The 19,940-nt window shown below is 67.1% G+C and carries 16 protein-coding genes; 14 read left to right on the top strand and 2 right to left on the bottom strand.

Features of this window, described 5'->3' with window-relative positions; all coding sequences use genetic code 11:
• Positions 1–210 precede the first annotated feature (210 nt).
• Complete coding sequence (locus WKH79_RS11475; protein ID WP_341858942.1) at positions 211–1,872, bottom strand: alkaline phosphatase D family protein; 1,662 nt, start codon at positions 1,870–1,872, stop codon at positions 211–213.
• Positions 1,873–2,031: 159 nt separating this feature from the next.
• Between WKH79_RS11475 and WKH79_RS11470 the strand changes: the two genes are divergently transcribed.
• From WKH79_RS11470 to WKH79_RS11420, 11 genes are all read left to right on the top strand, one after another.
• Entirely contained in the window at positions 2,032–2,211 is a 180-nt protein-coding gene (locus WKH79_RS11470) for a hypothetical protein (RefSeq protein ID WP_341858941.1), read from the top strand.
• Positions 2,208–2,786: a hypothetical protein gene (locus WKH79_RS11465; protein ID WP_341858940.1), complete on the top strand. Its 579-nt coding sequence runs from the start codon at positions 2,208–2,210 to the stop codon at positions 2,784–2,786. The genes WKH79_RS11470 and WKH79_RS11465 overlap by 4 nt, the downstream gene beginning before the upstream one ends.
• Positions 2,783–2,977 (top strand): helix-turn-helix transcriptional regulator, encoded by a 195-nt coding sequence (locus tag WKH79_RS11460; RefSeq protein ID WP_050601583.1) that lies wholly within the window; start codon positions 2,783–2,785, stop codon positions 2,975–2,977. Before WKH79_RS11465 ends, WKH79_RS11460 begins: the two co-directional genes overlap by 4 nt.
• 71 nt (positions 2,978–3,048) lie before the next feature.
• A complete protein-coding gene (locus WKH79_RS11455) occupies positions 3,049–4,143 on the top strand; it encodes a YjgN family protein (protein WP_063512139.1) in 1,095 nt (364 codons plus the stop codon).
• A gap of 4 nt (positions 4,144–4,147) precedes the next feature.
• Complete coding sequence (locus WKH79_RS11450; protein ID WP_341858939.1) at positions 4,148–5,233, top strand: M48 family metallopeptidase; 1,086 nt, start codon at positions 4,148–4,150, stop codon at positions 5,231–5,233.
• Positions 5,234–5,273: 40 nt separating this feature from the next.
• The gene (locus WKH79_RS11445) at positions 5,274–6,017 is read left to right on the top strand and encodes an alpha/beta hydrolase (protein WP_341858938.1); all 744 of its coding nucleotides are present in this window, start codon (positions 5,274–5,276) and stop codon (positions 6,015–6,017) included.
• A complete protein-coding gene (locus tag WKH79_RS11440) occupies positions 6,014–6,853 on the top strand; it encodes a tetratricopeptide repeat protein (RefSeq protein WP_341858937.1) in 840 nt (279 codons plus the stop codon). Before WKH79_RS11445 ends, WKH79_RS11440 begins: the two co-directional genes overlap by 4 nt.
• On the top strand, positions 6,850–7,827 hold the full coding sequence (locus WKH79_RS11435) for an LLM class flavin-dependent oxidoreductase (protein WP_230832170.1): 978 nt from the start codon (positions 6,850–6,852) through the stop codon (positions 7,825–7,827). Before WKH79_RS11440 ends, WKH79_RS11435 begins: the two co-directional genes overlap by 4 nt.
• 178 nt (positions 7,828–8,005) lie before the next feature.
• Positions 8,006–12,694, top strand: a complete 4,689-nt coding sequence (locus WKH79_RS11430) for an NAD-glutamate dehydrogenase domain-containing protein (protein ID WP_341858936.1) — start codon at positions 8,006–8,008, stop codon at positions 12,692–12,694.
• A 45-nt stretch (positions 12,695–12,739) separates the two neighbouring features.
• A complete protein-coding gene (locus tag WKH79_RS11425) occupies positions 12,740–13,966 on the top strand; it encodes an FAD-dependent oxidoreductase (protein ID WP_341858935.1) in 1,227 nt (408 codons plus the stop codon).
• A gap of 23 nt (positions 13,967–13,989) precedes the next feature.
• Positions 13,990–15,123 carry a CoA transferase gene (locus WKH79_RS11420; protein ID WP_341858934.1) on the top strand — a complete coding sequence of 378 codons (1,134 nt, stop codon included), beginning with the start codon at positions 13,990–13,992 and terminating at the stop codon, positions 15,121–15,123.
• Here WKH79_RS11420 and queG read toward each other — a convergent pair.
• On the bottom strand, positions 15,120–16,178 hold the full coding sequence (gene queG, locus WKH79_RS11415) for a tRNA epoxyqueuosine(34) reductase QueG (protein ID WP_341858933.1): 1,059 nt from the start codon (positions 16,176–16,178) through the stop codon (positions 15,120–15,122). The two genes, WKH79_RS11420 and queG, sit on opposite strands and share 4 nt — an antisense overlap.
• Before the next feature lie 48 nt (positions 16,179–16,226).
• Between queG and WKH79_RS11410 the strand changes: the two genes are divergently transcribed.
• The 3 genes from WKH79_RS11410 to WKH79_RS11400 all read left to right on the top strand — a co-directional run bounded on the left by WKH79_RS11410 (position 16,227) and on the right by WKH79_RS11400 (position 19,879).
• Entirely contained in the window at positions 16,227–17,207 is a 981-nt protein-coding gene (locus WKH79_RS11410; protein WP_341858932.1) for an ATP-binding cassette domain-containing protein, read from the top strand.
• Positions 17,204–18,415 carry an ABC transporter permease gene (locus WKH79_RS11405; RefSeq protein ID WP_341858931.1) on the top strand — a complete coding sequence of 404 codons (1,212 nt, stop codon included), beginning with the start codon at positions 17,204–17,206 and terminating at the stop codon, positions 18,413–18,415. Before WKH79_RS11410 ends, WKH79_RS11405 begins: the two co-directional genes overlap by 4 nt.
• A 123-nt stretch (positions 18,416–18,538) precedes the next feature.
• The gene (locus WKH79_RS11400) at positions 18,539–19,879 is read left to right on the top strand and encodes a cytochrome P450 (protein WP_050601572.1); all 1,341 of its coding nucleotides are present in this window, start codon (positions 18,539–18,541) and stop codon (positions 19,877–19,879) included.
• The last annotated feature ends 61 nt before the right edge of the window (positions 19,880–19,940 follow it).

Raw genomic sequence — 19,940 nt, 5'->3', positions numbered from 1 at the left:
CGGCGCCCATGGCACAAGGGCGCGCGCGCTTGAAGCGGCGTTTGCGCAAAATCCGGTTTCGGGAGGAAACGCCATGCCGCCCGAAACCGGGCGGCGGCGGCGCGGATCAAGCCGCGACCGACCGCCCCCGGTCACCCGGGGTGGTGGTAGTGGTCGTGATGATGCGCGCGTCGGGCATGGCCGGCACATTAGGTGCGGGCCGCGGGTTTCTCAACCCATATCGAGCGCGCGGCTTCCCGCCTGCGTCGAAACGCGGCGGGTATCGTTCACCCCGGCGCCCTTCTCGCGCACGCTGGAAACGAAGCGGAACTCGCTCGATGCGCTGGCCGGGGTCAGCTCGACCGCCATGTATCCGCGGCGCGATCCGTCCATCCATTTGAGCTGGCGATTGTGCGCAACCGTCTCGCGTTCGAGGACATCGACCGGGAGGTAGGAGGCGTAGCTTTCGAGTCCCGGGGAGGTCACCCCCTGCACACCGAATTCGACCCCGACCTTCTCCCCCGCATGATCGAGATCGAAAGCCCAGGCATTATGCGTATCACCCGCCAGACTGATGAGGTTCGCATTGGCGTCGAGCGCGGCCCTGAACACCCGTTCGCGCGCAGCGGGGTATCCGTCCCACGCATCCATGTTCAGCGGCAATTCGGCGCGGCCGGCCATCGCCCCGGCCAGGATGCGCTGGCGGATATAGGCGGGCAGGTCTGCCGGCAGCCCTTCGGTCAAACGCGGTGCCGTGACCAGATTGCCCATCAGCACCTGCTGCACCAGCACCTGCCACGGCTTGCCTGCAGAAGCCGAGCGCTTGAGGCCATCGGCCAGCCAGGCCTGCTGCTTCATTCCGAGCAATTCGCGGCTGCCATCGCGGTAGTCGCCCTCGCGGAAGGCGACGAGCGCAGCCATCGCGGCTTCGGGACTGGCCTTGCCCGACAGGATCTGGCCGTAGGAAAACTGTTCGGCGCGGGCGGTCAGCCGCGTTTCGAGCCGGTAGAGCGTCGCGAGGTCGCCCACTTCATAGGCGGCCCAGGGCTCGTCCGACACGGGCATCCATTCGCGGTAGGCCTTCACGGCGGCGGCCTTGCGCACCGACCATTCGCCCTCGGTCTCACTCTGGTGGTTCTGCGCGCCGCCTTCCCACGAATCATTGGTGCTTTCGTGGTCGTCCCAGCCGGCGATCATCGGGAACAGCTGGTGCAATCGGCGCAGGTCCGGATCGCGGCGATAGGTCGCATAGCGCATGCGGTAATCCGCCAGGCTGACGATTTCGCGCGCGGGAAACAGCACGCGGCCCGATTGCGCCTCTTCGTTCGAGGGATAGGTGCCGGGACCGTATTCATAGAAATAGTCGCCAAGGTGCAGCGCGCAGTCGAAATCGCCATCGGCGGCGGCATGCGCATAGGCATTGAACCAGCCGAACCCGAGGTTCGAACAGGAGAACACCGCCATGCGGAACTTGTCGGTCTTGCCGACCGGCAGCGTCTTCGTGCGGCCGACGTCCGAGTGCGAACCGTCGGGTGCAGTGAAGCGGTAATAGTACCAGCGGCCCGGCTCGAGCCCCTCCGCCCACGCCTTGCAGCACCAGTCGTTCTCCGCGCGCGCAGTCACAGAGCCTCCGGCCGCGACGCGCGAAAAGTCGAGCGTTTCGCTGACCTCGAATTCCAGCGCGGTGTCCTGCGCGCCCACGAAACGGGTCCACAGCAGGACTCGCTCGGCCGCCGGTTCGCCGCTGGCGACGCCGTGGCTGAACCCTTGCCCGCCCGACTGCGCGGCGAGGGGAGCTCCTGCCACCCCCAGCCCGAGGATGCCGGTCTTGAGCAGCGTGCGGCGGTTAAGTGCGGATAGCGGGGCAGCGGCAGGCGGTTCGGTCGCGAACATTCGAATTCTCCTCTTCCGGCCCCCTGCCTGCGCCCGATGACGGTGTGGTGACAAGCCATTTTGCGAAGCGACAAGCACGCGCGACGGACTGGAAAGCAAGCTTGACAATAGGCAGCGCTCGTGACAAATACGCTTTACATCACGGAAAGGACCATTGCCATGTCACTCAAGACCCCCCTCTTGTTCGCCAGTGCGATCATCGCGATTGCCGTGCTGGCGATCTTCGACGTTATCCCTGAGCAATTCGCGCGGTTCAGCGTGATCCTCCTGCCCGCGCTGGCAGCCATCCATATCGCGCGCCGCGGCTCGTGCGGGTGCAGCACGAAGATGCGCGCATGAGCGGTTCCGGCAGGCCCTGGCTGCTCACGTCGCCGGGACGCTGGGTCGCGCTCTATTTCCTCAGTGTCGTCATCATAGCGGCGCTGAAACTGACCGGGGCGATCGAATCGCCGGTCGGATTCATTCTGCTGGCAGCGGCGACCTGCCTGCTCTTGCCACTGGCACGGCGCCGGCCCGACGGCTGCACCAGCCGCGCCATGGCCGATTACAACCGGCGGATCGTGTTCAGCAGCCTGGGCTACGTTCTCGGGCTCGGCATCGCCGTAACACTATGGGATCGTTATGAACTGTCGGACGCGCTCGTTTTCGCAATCGCGCTGCTCCCGACACTCCCGACCTTCGGCATCATCTGGGCGATGGGGCGCTACCTCGCCGAAGAGCAGGACGAATATCTGCGCCATCGCACGATCATGGCGGCGTTGGTCGCGCTCGGCATCGTGCTCGCGCTGGGTATCTTCTGGGGCTTCCTCGAGATGTTCGAGCTGGTGCCGCATGTCTGGGCGTGGTGGGTGCTCCCCGTCTGGGCGATCGGCCTGGGTCTCGCGCAATTGTGGCAGAAGGTGCGCGGCGCTTGAAGAACCGCCTCAAGGTGCTGCGCGCCGAACGCGACTGGAGCCAGCAGGACCTCGCCACCCGGCTCGAAGTGTCGCGCCAGAGCGTCAACGCCATCGAGACCGGCCGCTACGATCCGTCGTTGCCGCTCGCCTTCCGCATCGCCGATGTATTCGGTCTGACCATCGAGGAGATCTTCCTGCGCACCGAGTAGTCCCGCACCATGATTGACAGGATCATTCCGATCCTCGACCCGTGGCGGCTGGTTATTCAAGGGACACGAACTTGCTCGATGGGTCGCACCATGCCGACAGCGCGGACAGCGCTTTCACATTCGAAGGCAACTGGCAGGATTTCGCGCGGATCGCGCTGCCCAACCTCCTGCTGACGATCGTCACGCTGGGCATCTACCGGTTCTGGGCCACCGCGCGCGAGCGGCGCTATCTGTGGTCGCGCACGAGGTTCGTCGACGAGCATCTCGAATGGGCGGGCACCGGGATGGAGCTGTTTGCCGGTTTCGTCATCGTGCTGGTGCTGTTCGGCGTGCCCTATTTCGGAGTGAGCTTCGTTTCGCAGGCGCTGATCGCCCGCGGCTACGAGGCGCTGGGATCGGCGCTCGGCGTGGCGGCGCTGCTTTCGATCTTCTATCTCGGCGGAGTCGCGCGGTTCCGCGCCCTGCGTTATCGCCTGTCGCGAACGCGCTGGCGGGGCATCCGCGGGGGCAGCGACAGCAAGGGCTTCGCGTTCGGCCTGTCCTACATGTGGAAGACCGCGGTCGGCTGGCTGCCGCTCGGACTGCTGCTACCCTGGTCGATGACCAGCCTGTGGAACGAACGCTGGAGCAAGATGAGCTTCGGCCCCTTCGCCTTCCGCAGCGATGGCGAGGCGGGCGGGGTGTTCGCCCGTTTCCTGCTGTTTTACCTCGCTCCCTTCGTGCTGTTCGTCGGCGGAGTGATCATGGCCGGCATGGGCATGCTCGCCGGCTATGGCATCGGCGGCGAGAACGGAGTGGCACTGGGCGGCCTCGTCGGGCTGATCGGCCTGGTGCTGTTCTTTTATCTCGGCCTCGGCCTGATCGCTGTGGCATTCTATGCCAAGTTCTACCGTGAAATGGTCGGCGCGACACGCTGGCGCGACCTGCGTTTCAGTTTCGAGGCCTCGACGCTCGACTGGGTCAAGCTGCTGCTGGGCGATGCGCTGCTGGTGGTCTTCACCCTCGGCATCGGGCTGGTCTTCCTGTCGTACCGCCACTGGAAGTTCTTCATGACCCATCTCGAAGCGAGCGGCGAGATCCTGCTGGACGAATTGACCCAGTCGCGGACCCGGACCGCCGGGCATGGCGAAGGCCTGCTCGATGCGTTCGACATGGGCGCGATCTGAGCCGATGGATACCAGCTTCCAGCTTGCCGCCGAATGGTACGACGGACGCAGCGCCCTGCGCCACGCGGGCGAGTTGCACTGGGACGGGCACGCCGGGCTGGTGCTGCATGCCCCGACGGCGCGCGCCGAATTCGCGGTCGACGACCTGCAATTCGCCGATACGCGGCCCGGGCAAATGATCTATCGCCGCAAGAGCCAACCCGATTTCCGGCTGATCCTGCCCGCGGACATGCCGCCCGGCCTGGCGGCCCGGCTGCCGCGGCCAAGCACTTACGGCCGCTGGATCGACCGGCTCGGGCTGGGCCGGGCAGCGGCGATCTTCGCCGTGACAAGCGCGGCGGCGGTGGCTCTGTTCCTGACTGCACCCGCCTGGCTCGGCCCGCGTATCCCGGCCGGCTGGGAACGCCAGATCGGCGACGCGCTGGTCGGCGATTTCGGCGGGCGGATCTGCCATACGCCCGCAGGCGACGCCGCGCTCGCCAAGCTGCTGGCCAAGGTCGACCCGGCCGACAACGCGCAAGACAAGGTGCGCGCTGGCATCGCCAACATGGACATGGTCAATGCCGTTGCCCTGCCCGGCGGCCAGGTCCTGCTGTTCGATGGGCTGGTCCAGCAGGCCGAGAGCCCCGAGGAGCTGGCGGGCGTGCTGGGGCACGAGGTCGGCCATGTCCGCGAACGCCACGTGATGACCGCGCTGCTGCGCCAGTTCGGCATGTCGATCCTGCTGGCGGGGGCCGATTCGGGCGTCACCAACGGGGTCTTCGGCCTGGCCGCCATGGGCTATTCGCGCGACGCCGAACGCGAGGCCGACGAATATGCCCGGGCAAGGATGGCCGAAAGCGCGATCTCGCCGCTGGGCGCGGCCGATTTCTTCGCCCGCATGGCCGACGAACGCAGCGACAGCGAGGATGGCTCCGCCGTGCTTGGCTGGCTCGCCAGCCATCCCTCGGCCGGCGAACGCGCGCAGGCCTATCGCACCGCTGCCCGCACGGCCCCGGCCTATCCCCCGGTCCTGTCCGATGCCGAGTTCGCTGCGCTGAAATCGATGTGCGCCGACGATCCCGATGTCGCGGAATTCGACTTTTTCTGACCCTTGCAATCGCGCCCTGCGACGTGAACAGCATGCGCGCATGAGCGACATCCAGTTCCACGCCATGCCCGACGGGCGGCGCATCGCCTATCGCTTCACCCCCGGCAGCGGCCCCGCACTGGTGTTCCTGCCCGGCTACATGTCCGACATGGCCGGCAGCAAGGCGACCGCGCTGTTCGACTGGGCGCAGCAGGGCGGGCGCGCCTGCCTGCTGCTCGACTATTCGGGCTGCGGCGAGAGCGATGGCGATTTCGCCGATGGCACCTTGTCGCGCTGGCGCGAGGAAGTGCTGGCGCTGGTCGAGGCTCACATCACCGGCCGCGCGCTGGTCATCGGGTCGTCGATGGGCGGCTGGCTGATGCTGGCGGTCGGCGCAGCGCTCGGGCCGCGCCTTGCCGGCATGGTCGGTATCGCTGCCGCGCCCGACTTTACCGACTGGGGCCGCAGCGCAGATGAAAAGGCGCGATTGCGAGCGGGCGAGACGCTGTACGACGACAATCCCTACGGGCCCGAACCCACCCCGATGCATGCCGGTTTCTTCGCCGACGGCCAGGCCCAGTTGCTGCTGGGCGGCGAAATCCCCATCGATGCGCCGGTGCGGCTGATCCATGGCCAGCGCGATCCGGACGTGCCCTGGGACATCAGCCTGCAGCTTGCCGAACGGCTGCGTTCGGACGATGTACAGGTGGCGCTGGTAAAGGATGGCGACCACCGCCTGTCGCGCGAACAGGACATCGCCCTGCTGCTGCGCACGGTGGCTACGCTTTCGAAAGGTCCTGCATGATTGCCTCCGCCCTCGCCCTGCTGCTGATGCAGGTCGGCCCCGACCCCACCCAGGGCAGTTTTCCCGGCATCCCCGAGGAATTGCGCGACCGGCCCCAGCGCGAGAGCGTGGCTGCGCCGCCGGCCACCTTCCCGTCATCCGGTGGCAAGCTGGCCGAATGCGTTACCCTGGCGACGGAGGACGCTTCCGCAGCCAGCGATATGGCGCAGACCTGGCGCGAAACCGCCGCCAACCAGCTCGAGCTGGCCCAATCGGCGCATTGCCTTGGCTTGGCCCTGGTCCGGCTGGACGATTTCGACGGCGCCCAACGCGCCTTCGACCTGGCTACCGACGAAGTGCCCGACGGCGCCCCGGCCTACCGGGCGCGGCTGGCCGCAATGTCGGGCAACGCCGCGATGGCGCAGGGCAAGCCCGCGATTGCCGAGATCGCCTTCGCGCGTGCCAGCCGCTTCGCTGCCGCGTCCGCCGATGCGCCCCTTACCGCCAGCATCGCAGTCGACCGCGCGCGCGCACTGGTGGCGCTGGACCGCCGCGAGGAAGCCGCTGCGGAACTGGCGCAGGCGCGGGCGAGCGATCCCGCCAATGGCCGCGCATGGCTGCTCTCGGCCACGCTCTCGCGCCGGCTGGACCGGCTGGGCGAGGCGCGTGAACAGATCGCGCAGGCTGCATTGCTGGCACCGCAGGATCCCGCCGTGGGCCTCGAAGCGGGCGTGATCGCCGCGCTTTCGGGGCGCGAGGACGATGCGCGCAGGAGTTTCGAATCGGTGCTGCAGGTCGCCCCGCAAAGTCCCGAAGCGACTCGCGCCCGCAGCTATCTGGAGCAACTCGCCACATGACCGATTTTTCCGTTCTCGATCTCGTCCCCGTCCGCGAAGGCGGCTCGGTCGGCGATGCCCTTGCCGCCGCGACCGCGCTCGCCCGCACGGCCCAAGACGCGGGCTGCAAGCGGTTCTGGGTTGCCGAACACCATGCAATGAAGGGCATTGCCGGGGGAGCGACTTCGGTCGTGCTTGCGCATATCGGCAATGCGACCTCCACGATCCGCATCGGATCGGGCGGGATCATGCTGCCCAACCACTCGCCGTTCCAGATCGCCGAGCAATTCGGCACGCTGGATGCGCTGTTCCCCGGCCGGATCGACCTGGGGCTGGGCCGCGCGCCGGGGGCCGGCCCCGAACTGCAGCGCGCGCTGCGCAAGGACCTTCACCGGGCGGCGGAAATGTTCCCGCAGGACGTGGCCGAACTGATCGCGCTGATGGCAGGCGAAACCGCCGTTCAGCCCACTCCCGGCGTCGGTGCGAAACCGCAGTTCTGGATGCTCGGGTCGAGCCTCTTCGGGGCGCAGCTCGCCGCCAAGCTCGGGCTGCCCTACGCCTTCGCCAGCCATTTCGCGCCCGATCACCTCGATACCGCGCTCGAGCTCTACCGCCGCGATTTCCAGCCCTCGGAAGCCTGCGAAAAACCGCATGTCATGGTCGCGATGAACCTGTTCGTCGCCGACACCGAAGACGAGGCTGAATATCTCGCCACCTCGCAATTGCAGGCCTTCGTCGCCTTGCGCACGGGCACGCCGGGCAAGCTGCCCCCGCCCGTGCGCGGCTATCGCGCCAGCCTGCCCCCGCAGGCACAGGCCATGCTCGCGCATATCGGCCAGGCCAGCGCGACAGGTACGCCGCAGCAGGCTGCCGAGGCCGTGCGCGCATTCGTTGCGCGGACAGGCGCCGACGAAGTCCTCTTCGGGGGGAGCATGTACGATCCCGAAGCGCGCTGCCGCTCGCTGCGACTGGCGATGGAGGCGCTTGCGGCTTGAGCGTGCCGTAGCGTCGGCGGGGCGCTGCCGCGCCACCCACGGGCGTGCGAATTCTGTCGCACGGCACCTTGCGGGGCGCCTGCAACAGGGATAGGCGCGGCGCTCAGGTCGTGGCGGACACGGCCCAATTATTTCGCGGCGCTGAAACGATCATGCGCCGACAGGAGAGAGGCCCCGTATGGGTTCGAACACTGCCGCGCTGCCCAAGAAGCTCCAGAACGCAATTACCGAACGCATGCGGCTGTCGCTGCTGTCCGGCGACACGCCCTTCGAGAAGGCACGTCTCGAAGATGCCGCCGCTTTCGTCGGAGAGCTGGCTTCCCAGCGCACGCGCGGCCGGTCGGCCATGGCGATCGAAAGCGTCAGCGACGACCGGCGGCTGACGCGGATCGCGATCATCAACGAGGACATGCCCTTCCTCGTCGATTCGGTCGCGGCGACCATCGCCGCGCTGGGCCTGTCGATCGACCGGCTGGTCCACCCGGTGATCCCCGTCGAGCGCGACGGCAAGGGACGCCTGCAGGCGATACCCGACCGCGACAAGGACGATGCCGATCGCGAATCGATGATCTACATCGAGACCGCGCGGGTCGATGCGAAGACCCGGCGGCAATTGCAGGAAACGCTCAAGCTGACGCTGGGCGACGTGCGCGCGGCGGTGTCCGACTGGCCGCAACTGCGCGACGCGATGGCGGCCGATGCCGAACGGATCGCCGGCGACAGCGAAGAGGGCGCCGAACTGCTCGAATGGCTCAATTCGGGCATGCTGACGCAGCTGGGCCATGTCACCCGCTACCGCGACGGGCGCCAGGAAGACGAGCTCGGCATTTGCCGCAAGAGCGCGGCGCAGCTGCTCGCCGAGGCATCCTACGACCGCGCCTTCGCCTGGTTCGCCGCGGGCAACGATCCCCGCCGCCCGCTGATCATCAAGGCCAACCACCTCAGCAATGTCCACCGCCGCGTCCCGCTCGACCTGTTCATCGTGCCGGTCGAGGACAATGGCGAAACCGTCGCGCTGTCGCTGCATGCGGGCGTCTGGACCAGCGCCGCACTGGCGGCCCCGCCGCGCAATGTGCCGCGCCTGCGGCGCCAGCTCGACATGCTGCGGGGCCGCCACGGCTTCGACGACGGCGGCCATGCGGGCAAGGCGCTCGTCCATGCGCTGACCACGCTGCCGCACGACCTGCTGATCGGCTTCTCGGAAAGCGACGTCGAACGCGTCGCGATCACCATGATGAGCCTGGTCGACCGCCCGCGTCCGCGCCTTGCGCTGGTCGAGGCGCCGCTGGCGCGCCACCTGTTCGCCTTCGTCTGGCTGCCGCGCGACATGGTCGCCACGCAGGTCCGGCTGGAAATCCAGGCGCTGCTCGAGGAAGCCGCCTCGGCGCGGCTGCTCGACTGGAGCCTCGAGGTCGAGGGCGGCAATCTCGCCACGCTGCGGTTCGTCTTCGACATTCGCGACGGCGACCAGGCACCCGACGAGGCGGCGCTCGAGGAGCAGATGCAGACGCTGCTGCGCGGGTGGAGCGAAGCGGTCGAGGCGGAGCTTTCCGCGCTCGAGGACAGCTCGCGCGCGGCAGCGCTGGCGATGCGTTTCGCCGAGCATTTCCCGACCGGTTTCCGCGGTCGGTTCGGCCCACGCGAGGCCGCGCTCGACATCGCCCGCCTCCACGATCTGGGCGCCAGCCTCGAGAGCGAGGAAGTCGTGCGCGGCGCGCGGATGTATTATTGCGAGCGCGATACCGAGGGCTGCCTGCGGCTCAAGCTGTACCAGTCCGAAGGCAGCCTGCCCCTGTCCGAAGGCGTGCCCGCGCTGGAGGATTTCGGGTTCTACGTGCGTTCGGAAATGCCCACCGTGCTGGACGATGGCCGGCTGGGCACGGTCCACGACTTCCTGCTCGACCTCAAGCCGGGGGCCGACCCCAAGGGGCTGATCGACCGCGCCGATGCGATCGAGGAAGCCATTGCCGCGGTGCTCAACGGCGAAGCCGAGAACGATCCCTTCAACCGGCTGGTCCCCGAAGCGGGTCTCTCGTCGCGCGAGGCCAATTGGCTGCGCGCCTTCTATCGCTATCTGCGCCAGGCCGGGATGGGTTTCACCATCTACACCGTGGTCGACGCGCTGGCCGCCGCGCCCGACGTGACCCGCGCGCTGATCGCGCTGTTCACCGCGCGGCACGATCCCGAGTTCGGCAACGGCCGCGACGCCGCGATCGAAGAGGCGCGCGGCGCGATCAAGCGCGGCCTCGCCAAGGTCAAGGCGATCAACGACGACCGCCTGCTGCGGCTGTACAACGCGCTGATCGATTCGATCCTGCGCACCAATGCCTTTGCCGATGCCGCCGCCGAGGCGCTGGCCTTCAAGATTGATTCGGCCAGGGTTCCCAACCTGCCCAAGCCGATCCCCTACCGCGAGATCTTCGTCTATTCACGGCGGGTCGAGGGGATCCACCTGCGCAGCGGCCCCGTCGCGCGCGGCGGCCTGCGCTGGTCCGACCGGCGCGACGATTTCCGCACCGAGATCCTCGGGCTGATGAAAGCGCAGCGGGTCAAGAACGCGGTTATCGTGCCAACCGGCGCGAAGGGCGGGTTCTATCCCAAGCAGCTGCCCAATCCGGCGCTCGACCGCGAGGCCTGGGCGGCCGAGGGGCGCGCCAGCTACGAGACCTTCATCCGCACGCTGCTGTCGGTCACCGACAACATCGTCGACGACCAGGTCGTGCACCCCGACGATGTCGTCATCACCGATGGCGAAGACCCCTATTTCGTGGTTGCCGCGGACAAGGGCACCGCGACCTTCTCCGATGTCGCCAATGCGATCGCCAAGTCGCACGATTTCTGGCTCGACGATGCCTTCGCCAGCGGCGGTTCGAAGGGCTACGACCACAAGGCCATGGGCATCACTGCCAAGGGCGCCTGGGTCAGCGTCCAGCGGCACTTCCTCGAAATGGGGGTGGACGTGCAGGAGGACCCGGTCGAGGTGGTCGGCTGCGGCGACATGTCGGGCGACGTCTTCGGCAACGGCATGCTGCTGTCAAACGCGATCAAGCTGGTGGCGGCCTTCGATCATCGCCACATCTTCATCGATCCCGATCCCGATCCGGCGGCCAGCTGGAAAGAACGCAAGCGCCTGTTCGACCTGCCGCGCTCGAGCTGGGAGGATTACGACAGCGCGCTGATCTCGCGCGGCGGCGGCGTGTTCCCGCGCGATGCGAAAAGCATCAAGCTATCGAAGGCGGCGCAGGCGAAATTCGGCATCGACCAGGCCCAGATCGAGCCCGAGGCGCTTATTTCGGCGATCCTCACCGCGGCAGTCGACCTGATCTGGTTCGGCGGCATCGGCACCTACATCAAGGCCGCGCACGAGAACAACGTCCAGGTCGGGGACCCGGCCAACGACGCGCTGCGGGTCGATGGCCGCGACGTGCGCGCCAAGGTGATCGGCGAAGGCGCCAATCTCGGCATCACCCAGGCCGGCCGGATCGAATTCGCGCAGCGCGGCGGCCGTTCGAATACCGACTTCATCGACAATTCGGCGGGCGTCGACTGTTCGGACAATGAAGTGAACATCAAGATCGCGCTCGCCGCGGCCAAGCGCGCGGGCAAGCTGAGCGAACCCAAGCGCGTCGACCTGCTCGAATCGATGACCGAGGAAGTCGGGCAGATCGTGCTCGAGGACAACCGCCTGCAGGCTCTTGCGCTCTCGATCGCCGAATATGGCGGCGCGCGCGCCATGGCCTCGCAGCGGCACATCATCGACACGCTCGAGGCGGGCGGCAATCTCGACCGCAAGACCGAAGGACTGGCCGACGACCAGACCTTGCAGCGCCGCGCGGCGGACGGCGGCGGCCTGACCCGCCCCGAGCTCGCAGTGCTGCTGTCGTCGTGCAAGCTGGTCCTGCAGGACGCGATCGAGCAGGGCGAGCTGGCGGACGATCTGTTGCTCGAGGACACGCTGTTCGAAGCCTTTCCCGAACCGATGCGCAAGAAGTTCAAGGCGCAGATCAACGGGCACCAGCTGCGCCGCGAGATCATCGCGACCAAGCTGGCCAACCGCATCGTCAACCGCATGGGGATGGTCCATCCCTTCGAACTGGCCGAAGAAGAGGGCGTCGAACTGCATGAAGTCGCCGCCGCTTTCGTGGCTGCGGAAGAGCTGTTCGACTTGCCCGCGCTGTGGGCCGCGATCGATGCCACTGCCATGCCCGAAAGCGCCCGGCTGATGCTGTTCGACCGCATCGCCGCAGCCGCTGGCAATCTCATGTCCGACGTGCTGCGCACTTCATCGGGCAGCGTCGACCCGACCGGACTGGTCGAAGAGATCGGCAAGGCGGTCAACAAGCTGGCGGGTGCCACCGGCGAATTGCTCAGCGCCGAATCGCGCCAGCAATCGGATCGGCTGCGCGATCAGCTGGTGTCGGCGGGCGCGCCCGAAGCGCTCGCTGCGCGGGTGGCGCATCTCTACGACCTCGACGGGGCTGTCGGGCTGGCCAAGCTGTCGAGCGAAACCGGCATAGCGCCGATCGGCCTGACCGAGGCCTTCACCGATGTCGGCCGCCGTCTGGGCCTCGACTGGGCGCAATCGACCGCAGCGTTGATGAGCCCGTCGGACGTGTGGGAACGCCTGCTCGTTTCGGGGCTGGCGCGCGATTTCCAGCAGATGCGGCTCGAACTGCTGCGGCGGCTGGCGCGTCGCAAGGATGCGAAGAAGGATCTGGCTGCCGTCGTCGCCAAATGGGCCGAGGAACAGTCCACCGCGGTGACCAATTTCCGCAGCATGATCACGCGGGCGCAGGGCCAGTCCCCCGTGGCCCCGGCCATGCTGGCACAGGTCGCCAGCATGGCGCGCAACCTGCTCGGACGTTAGCACTGCGCTTGACCGGCTGGCGTTTTCGCGTCAGCCAGCAAGGCGATGGAACATTACGACGTCGTTATCGTGGGGTCGGGGCACGGGGGTGCCCAGGCCGCTATCGCACTCCGCCAGAACGGGCACGAGGGCTCGATCCTGATGGTCAGCCGCGATCGCAACCCGCCGTATGAGCGGCCCCCGCTGTCGAAGGAATATCTGGCGGGCGAAAAGCCGTTCGAACGCATCCAGATCCGCCCCGAACAGTTCTGGGCCGACAAGGACATCACGCTGCGCCTGGGGCGCAACGTCAATGAAGTCGATCCGGTCGCGCGCGAACTCGGCCTGTCGGACGATACGCGGGTTACCTATCGCAAGCTGATCTGGGCCGCCGGCGGCGATGCCCGGCGACTGTCCTGCCCGGGCAGCGACAATGCGGGCATTCACTACATCCGCACGCGGCGCGACGTCGATACGCTGAAGGGCGAGCTGGCGGCCGGCGCCCGGCGCGCGGTCATTATCGGCGCGGGCTATATCGGGCTCGAAGCGGCGGCCGTGCTGCGCAAGCTCGGCCTAGACGTTACCGTGGTCGAAATGCTCGACCGCGTCCTCGCACGTGTCGCGGGTCCGCAGCTGTCGGAATTCTACGCTGCCTATCACCGCGAGCAGGGTGTCGACCTGCGCCTGTCGACCGGCGTCGAGACGATCAGCGGCGACGATGGCCGCGTGACCGGCGTGGTGACCGACAGCGGCGAGACGATCGCCTGCGACGTAATCATTGCCGGGATCGGCATCGTGCCGTCAGTCGGGCCGCTGATCGCGGCGGGCGCGGCGGGATCGAACGGGGTCGACGTCGACAGCATCTGCCGCACCACGCTCGATGACATCTACGCCATCGGCGACTGTGCGAGCCATGCGAATGCCTATGCCGACAACAAGGTCATCCGCCTCGAATCGGTGCAGAACGCCAACGACATGGCGACCATCGCGGCCAAGGCGATCATGGGCGACAAGCAGGATTACGACGCCGTCCCGTGGTTCTGGTCGAACCAGTACGACCTCCGGCTGCAGACGGTCGGCATGTCGATCGGCTATGACGCCACCGTGCTGCGCGGCGATCCGGCGGACAAGAAGTTCAGCGTGGTCTATCTGCGCGAAGGCGTGGTGATCGCGCTCGACTGCGTCAACAACACCAGGGATTACGCGCAGGGGCGCAAGCTGGTGATGGCGCGCGCCGAGGTGGATCCCGACCTGCTGGCCGACACTACGGTGCCGCTCAAGGACATGCTGTGATCGCGGCGGGGGACGGTCGCGCGATGCTCGAAGGGCTTCGCGTGATCGACATGACCTCGGTGGTCTTCGGGCCCTATTGCACGCAGATCCTTGCCGATTTCGGGGCCGAGGTGATCAAGGTCGAGGCCCCCGGCGGCGACGTGTTCCGCTATGGTGCGCCCTCCGCGCATAGCAAGGCGATGGGGCCGGGATACATCGCGCTCAATCGCGGCAAGCAGTCGCTGGTGCTCGATCTCAAGCAGGAGGCCGACCGCGCGATCCTGCGCGATTTGCTCGCCGATGCCGACATCTTCATCCACAATGTCCGCGCCGAAGCGATCGAGCGGCTCGGGTTCGATTACGACAGCGTGCGCGCGCTCGCTCCCGACATCATCTATGCGCATTGCGTCGGCTTCGGCTCGGGCGGGCCCTATGCCGGGCTGCAGGCCTATGACGACGTGATCCAGGCCGCCAGCGGCACCACCACACTGCTGCCGCGCGCGGACGGCAACGAGCGCCCACGCTACCTGCCATCGCTGATCGCCGACAAGGTCGCCGGGCTGCACGCCGCTTATGCGGTGATGGCCGCCGTGGTACACCGCCTGCGGACCGGGCAAGGCCAGCATGTCGAAGTGCCGATGTTCGAGGCCTTCAGCAGCTTCATGCTCAAGGAGCACCTCGGCGGGAACACTTTCGATCCGCCCGTCGGCCCGCCCTGCTATGGCCGCCAGGTCGACCCGGATCGCCAGCCGTTCCCGACCCGCGACGGATATGTCAGCATCGTGCCTTACCGGCTCGACCATTTCACCAGGGTGATCGCGCTGATGGGCGACGAGGCCTTCGCGCAAGAGGCGCGCTTCGCCACCCCCGAGGGGCTGATCGCGGGGCAGGCCGAACTCTATGCCCGCATCGCCGAACTCGCCGCCGGTTTCGCGACCGACGAACTGGTCGCGCTGATGCACGCCCATGCGATCCCCGCAATGCCGGTGCGCGACATGGCCGACATGGCACAGGAGCCCCATCTTGAAGCGTCGGGCTTTTTCATGCGCCGCGAACACCCCACCGAGGGCACGCTGGTCGAAATGCGCGAACCCTCGCGCTTTTCCGCTTGGGACGCCCCCGATCCAGCGCCCGCCCCGCTGCTGGGCGAGCATGACCGGGATTACCGCAAGGGCTAGCCGAGCCGCCGGGCGGCCCAATCAGCCGCTTCGGAAACCGCGGGATCGGGATCGCCGCGCAGCCCCTCGACAAGCGGAGCGAGAGCTGCCGAACCGCTATTCCCTGCCGCATAAAGGCAGTTGCGCACGAAGCGGTCGCGCCCAACCCGCTTGATCGGCGAGCCCGAGAAGAACTGCCTGAAGCCCGCATCGTCAAAGGTCAGGAAGCTCGCCAGGTCGGGCGCCATCAGCTCCTCGCGCGGCGCCAGCTTGAGGTGTCGGTGCGCCGTATCGGCGAACTTGTTCCACGGGCAGACCGCGAGGCAATCGTCGCAGCCATAGATGCGGTTGCCCAGCGCCTCGCGAAACTCCTCGGGGATCGGCCCCTTGTGCTCGATCGTGAGGTAGGAAATGCAGCGCCGCGCATCGAGCTGGTAGGGCGCGGGGAAGGCGTCGGTCGGGCAGGCATCCTGGCACGCGCGGCAATTTCCGCAGCGATCGGGATGCGAGAGGTCGGGCGCGAATTCGAGCGTCGAATAGATTGCGCCGAGGAACAGCCAGCTGCCATGCGACCGGCTGACCAGATTGGTGTGCTTGCCCTGCCAACCGATCCCTGCCGCCTCCCCCAGCGGCTTTTCCATCACCGGGGCGGTGTCGACGAAGACCTTGAGTTCGCTTGTCGGTTCGCGCGCGATCAGCCAGCGCGCCAGCGCCTTGAGCGCCTTTTTCACGACGTCGTGGTAATCGCGCCCTTGCGCATAGACCGAAACCCGCGCTTTTTCCGCCGCGTCGGCAAGCGCCAGCGGATCGATATCGGGGGCGTAGCTCATGCCCAGCGCGATCACGCTGTTGGCTTCGGGCCATAATCCTTGCGGCGAGGCGCGCTGCTGTTTGCGCGCTTCCATCCATTCCATCGAGCCATGACGCCCTTCGCCGAGGAATTGCTCCAGCCGCGCGGCGCGCTGCGGATCGGGCGCTGCCGACGCAAAGCCGCAGGCGACGAAGCCGAGCCGCTCCGCCTCCTCGCGCAATTCCGCCTGCAACTCGCCATTAACCACGCTTGCGTGTGCTCCCATTCACGGCCAGCATCTAATCATGCCCGCATGCTTATCGAGACAGGCTCCATGACGCGACCTTCGGGCGGGGACAACCGCAAGCTTGCCATCGAGGCCCACGGGCTGGTCAAGCGGTTCGACGACACGCTGGCGGTCGACGGTGTCGACATCGCGGTTCCCGAAGGCGCGATCTACGGCATTCTCGGGCCCAATGGCGCGGGCAAGACGACCACGCTGCGCATGCTGCTGGGTATCATCGATCCCGACGCAGGCGTGCGCCGCGTGTTCGGCAACGACCGACCGCACGAGGTTGCCAAGCTGATCGGCTACCTGCCCGAGGAACGCGGGCTCTATCCAGCGATGAAATGCGACGAGGCGATCGCCTTCCTCGGGGCGCTGCGCGGGCTGCCGCTGGAAGAAGGCAAGGCGCGCGGGCGCGTGCTGCTCGAGCAGCACGGCCTGGGCCATGCGGTGGATCGCCAGATCCGCCAGCTGTCGAAGGGCATGGCGCAGACCGTCCAGCTGCTCGGCACCCTGGTCCATCGCCCGAAGCTGGTGGTCTTCGACGAACCCTTCAGCGGGCTCGACGCGATCAACCAGGGCAAGCTGGAAGTGATGATCCGCGAACTGGCCCACAGCGGCACCACGGTGATCTTCTCGACGCATGTCATCCACCATGCCGAACGCCTGTGCGACGAGGTGGCGATCATTGCCGGGGGCAAGGTGCCCTATGCGGGATCGGTCGACGCCGCCCGCGACCGGATCCCCGCGCAGGTCCGGCTCGAGACGCGCTCCGCATCCGGGCCCTGGCGCAGCGCGCTGCCCGGCGATGCACGGCACGATGCGAAGGGCGAGGCCAGCCATTTCTGGTACTTCCCGGTCCCCGAAACCGGGATCGAGGAATTGCTCAAGCCGCTGATCGAAGGGCAAGCGGGCATTCTCTCGCTGTCGATCGAGCGCGCCGGGCTTCATGATGCCTTCGTCGAAATCGCCGGCGAGGCCGCCGCGCGCGCGCTCGAAGAGGACAACGCTCGGGGAGGCAAGCCATGAAAGATACGACCCGCCTGTCGCGCTTCGAGGCCGCCCGCGTGATTGCGCAGCGCGATTTCCGCGCCATCCTGTTCAGCCGCGCATTCCTGTTCTTCCTGCTCGGGCCGCTGTTCCCGATCATAATCGGCGTGCTGGCCGGGGGGATCGGCGGACAGGTGCAGCGCGATGCGAACACCCGGCTTGTGGCGGTTGCGATGAGCGAGGCGGATACGCAGGCGCTGATCGCGGCGCGCGAGCGGCTCGCCCCGCAAATCGGAAGGGCGCTGCCCGAACTGGCAATGGCCGATGCGGGCACTGCCCCCGAAGTCATCCTGCGCGAACCCGGCAAGAATTACGTCGCGGTGGTCGGCGGCACGCTCGCCGCGCCCGAACTCACCGCCCCGCAGCCGGCGATCGACTATTGGAGCGGGCCGGTGGCCATGCTTGCCGCCGAAGCCGGGACGCGGCAGGTGGCCGCATATCCCGCCGTGGCGCCCCGCCCGGTAGCCACCAGCATCGCCGCGCAGCGCGGCGACCGGATCCGCACCGCGCAGGCGGGGCAGTTGCTGCTGTTCCTGCTGATGATGCTGCTCGCGGGGATGGTGCTGTCCAACCTGGTCGAGGAGAAGGCCAACAAGGTGATCGAGGTGCTCGCAGCAGCGGTCCCGATGGATGCGGTCTTCCTCGGCAAGCTGGTGGCGATGCTGGGCGTCAGCCTGGTCGGGATCGCGGTCTGGGCCGCGGTCGGTTCGGCGATCGCCCTGCTGGCAGGCAATGCGCTGCCGCAATTGCCCGCCCCCGCGCTCGGCTGGCCGCTCTTCCTGGCGCTCGGGCTGGTCTATTTCGCCATGGGGTATCTGCTGCTCGGTTCGCTGTTCCTTACCATCGGGGGCCTCGCGACCACCGTGCGCGAGGTGCAGACGCTGTCGATGCCGGTCACCATGGCGCAGCTGCTGGTGTTCTTCCTCGCCGCATCCTCGATCACCCGCCCCGGTTCGCCGATGGAACTGTTCGCCGCTGCCTTTCCGCTGTCTTCGCCCTTCGCGATGCTCGCCCGCGCGGCGCAATCGGACGCGCTGTGGCCGCATGCCCTCGCGCTCGGCTGGCAGGCGCTGTGCGTGCTTCTTTTCGTCCGCTTCGGCGCACAGATATTCCGTCGCCGCGTCATGAAGTCGGGCAAGGGCGGCCATGCGGTGAAAGGGCATGTCGGGAGCGTCAGGGCGCGCTGAGACCCCGCCCCGCCCGCGATTGGGTAGCGAATTGCAACGCACTATTGACACGTGTGTCAGTTAAGGCAGGATGGCCGCAATGACGAGAGCGGCCGATGGAGTCGCTCCTGCGAGGAGAGAGACATGGCCACCGCTGCAATCGAACGTCCGCAATGCCGTACCGAACCGTCCGCCTATGAGGCACTGAAGAAGCATTTTGCCGAGCACCCCGAAGAACGTCTGAACCATCCCCACAAATGGGATGTGAGCCGCAGCGATATCTACGCCGAGAACACCTGGCATCCGATCTTCCGCGAGATGCGCGAAGCCGGTCCGCTGCACTACATCCCCGAGAGCCCCTATGGTCCCTATTGGGCGGTCGTCGGGCACAAGGCGATCCAGCATATCGAGGCGCTGCCCGATACGTTCTCCTCCAGCTGGGAGCATGGCGGGATCACGATCCTCAACCGGTTGAGCGAGGAAGAACTGGCCGAAGCCGGGATCGAGGAACGGCGCGAGCTGCCGATGTTCATTGCCATGGACCGCCCCCAGCACACCGGCCAGCGGCGCACCGTGGCCCCCAAGTTCACCCCCAGCGGCATGGCCGAAATGGAAGGCGAGATCCGCCGCCGGACCGGGGAGCTGCTCGACACGCTGCCGCGCGGCGAGGTGTTCGACTGGGTCGACAAGGTGTCGATCGAACTGACCACCGGCATGCTTGCCATCCTGTTCGGCTTCCCCTGGGAAGACCGCCGGCTGCTGACCTTCTGGTCGGACTGGTCGGGCGACACCGAACTGGCCACCGTGCGCGACCTCGACGAGATGCGCTGGGGCTTCCTCCACGAGATGGCGGCCTATTTCCAGTCGCTGTGGGTCGAGCGGACGCACGACAAGGAGCCGGGTGACGATCTCATCTCGATGATGATCCATTCCGAGGCCATGAACCAGATGAGCCCGCAGGAATTCATGGGCAATCTGATCCTGCTGATCGTGGGCGGCAACGACACCACGCGCAATTCGATGAGCGGGATCATCTACCAGCTCGACAAGAACCCCGACCAGCGCAAGCTGTTCGAACAGCAGCCCGAGCTCATTCCCAACGCCGTGCAGGAAATCCTGCGCATGCAGACCCCGCTCGCACATATGCGCCGGACCTGCACCGAGGACACCGAAGTCTTCGGCCAGACGATCAAGAAGGGCGACAAGGTCGTGCTGTGGTACCTGTCGGCCAATCGCGACGAGGAAGTGTTCGAGAACCCCGACAAGCTCGACATCCAGCGCGACAACGCCCGCCGCCATATCGCCTTCGGCTATGGCATCCACCGCTGCGTCGGGGCGCGGCTCGCCGAATTGCAGCTGCGCATCCTGCTCGAGGAACTGCACAAGCGGCGCATGCGGGTGCATGTCGCGGGCGATATCGAGCGCGTCCGTGCCAATTTCGTGCACGGCTTCCGCAAGCTCGAAGTCGAGATTACCGACTTCTGAGGCACCGCTGCGCCGGCGCAGTGCCCGCGCAAGCATAGGTTCAGGCGTGGAGGACTATTCC

Source organism: Qipengyuania sp. GPGPB31 (assembly GCF_038396345.1).
GTDB classification, from domain to species: domain Bacteria; phylum Pseudomonadota; class Alphaproteobacteria; order Sphingomonadales; family Sphingomonadaceae; genus Qipengyuania; species Qipengyuania citrea.
This window is presented reverse-complemented; position numbering and strand designations above follow the sequence as displayed.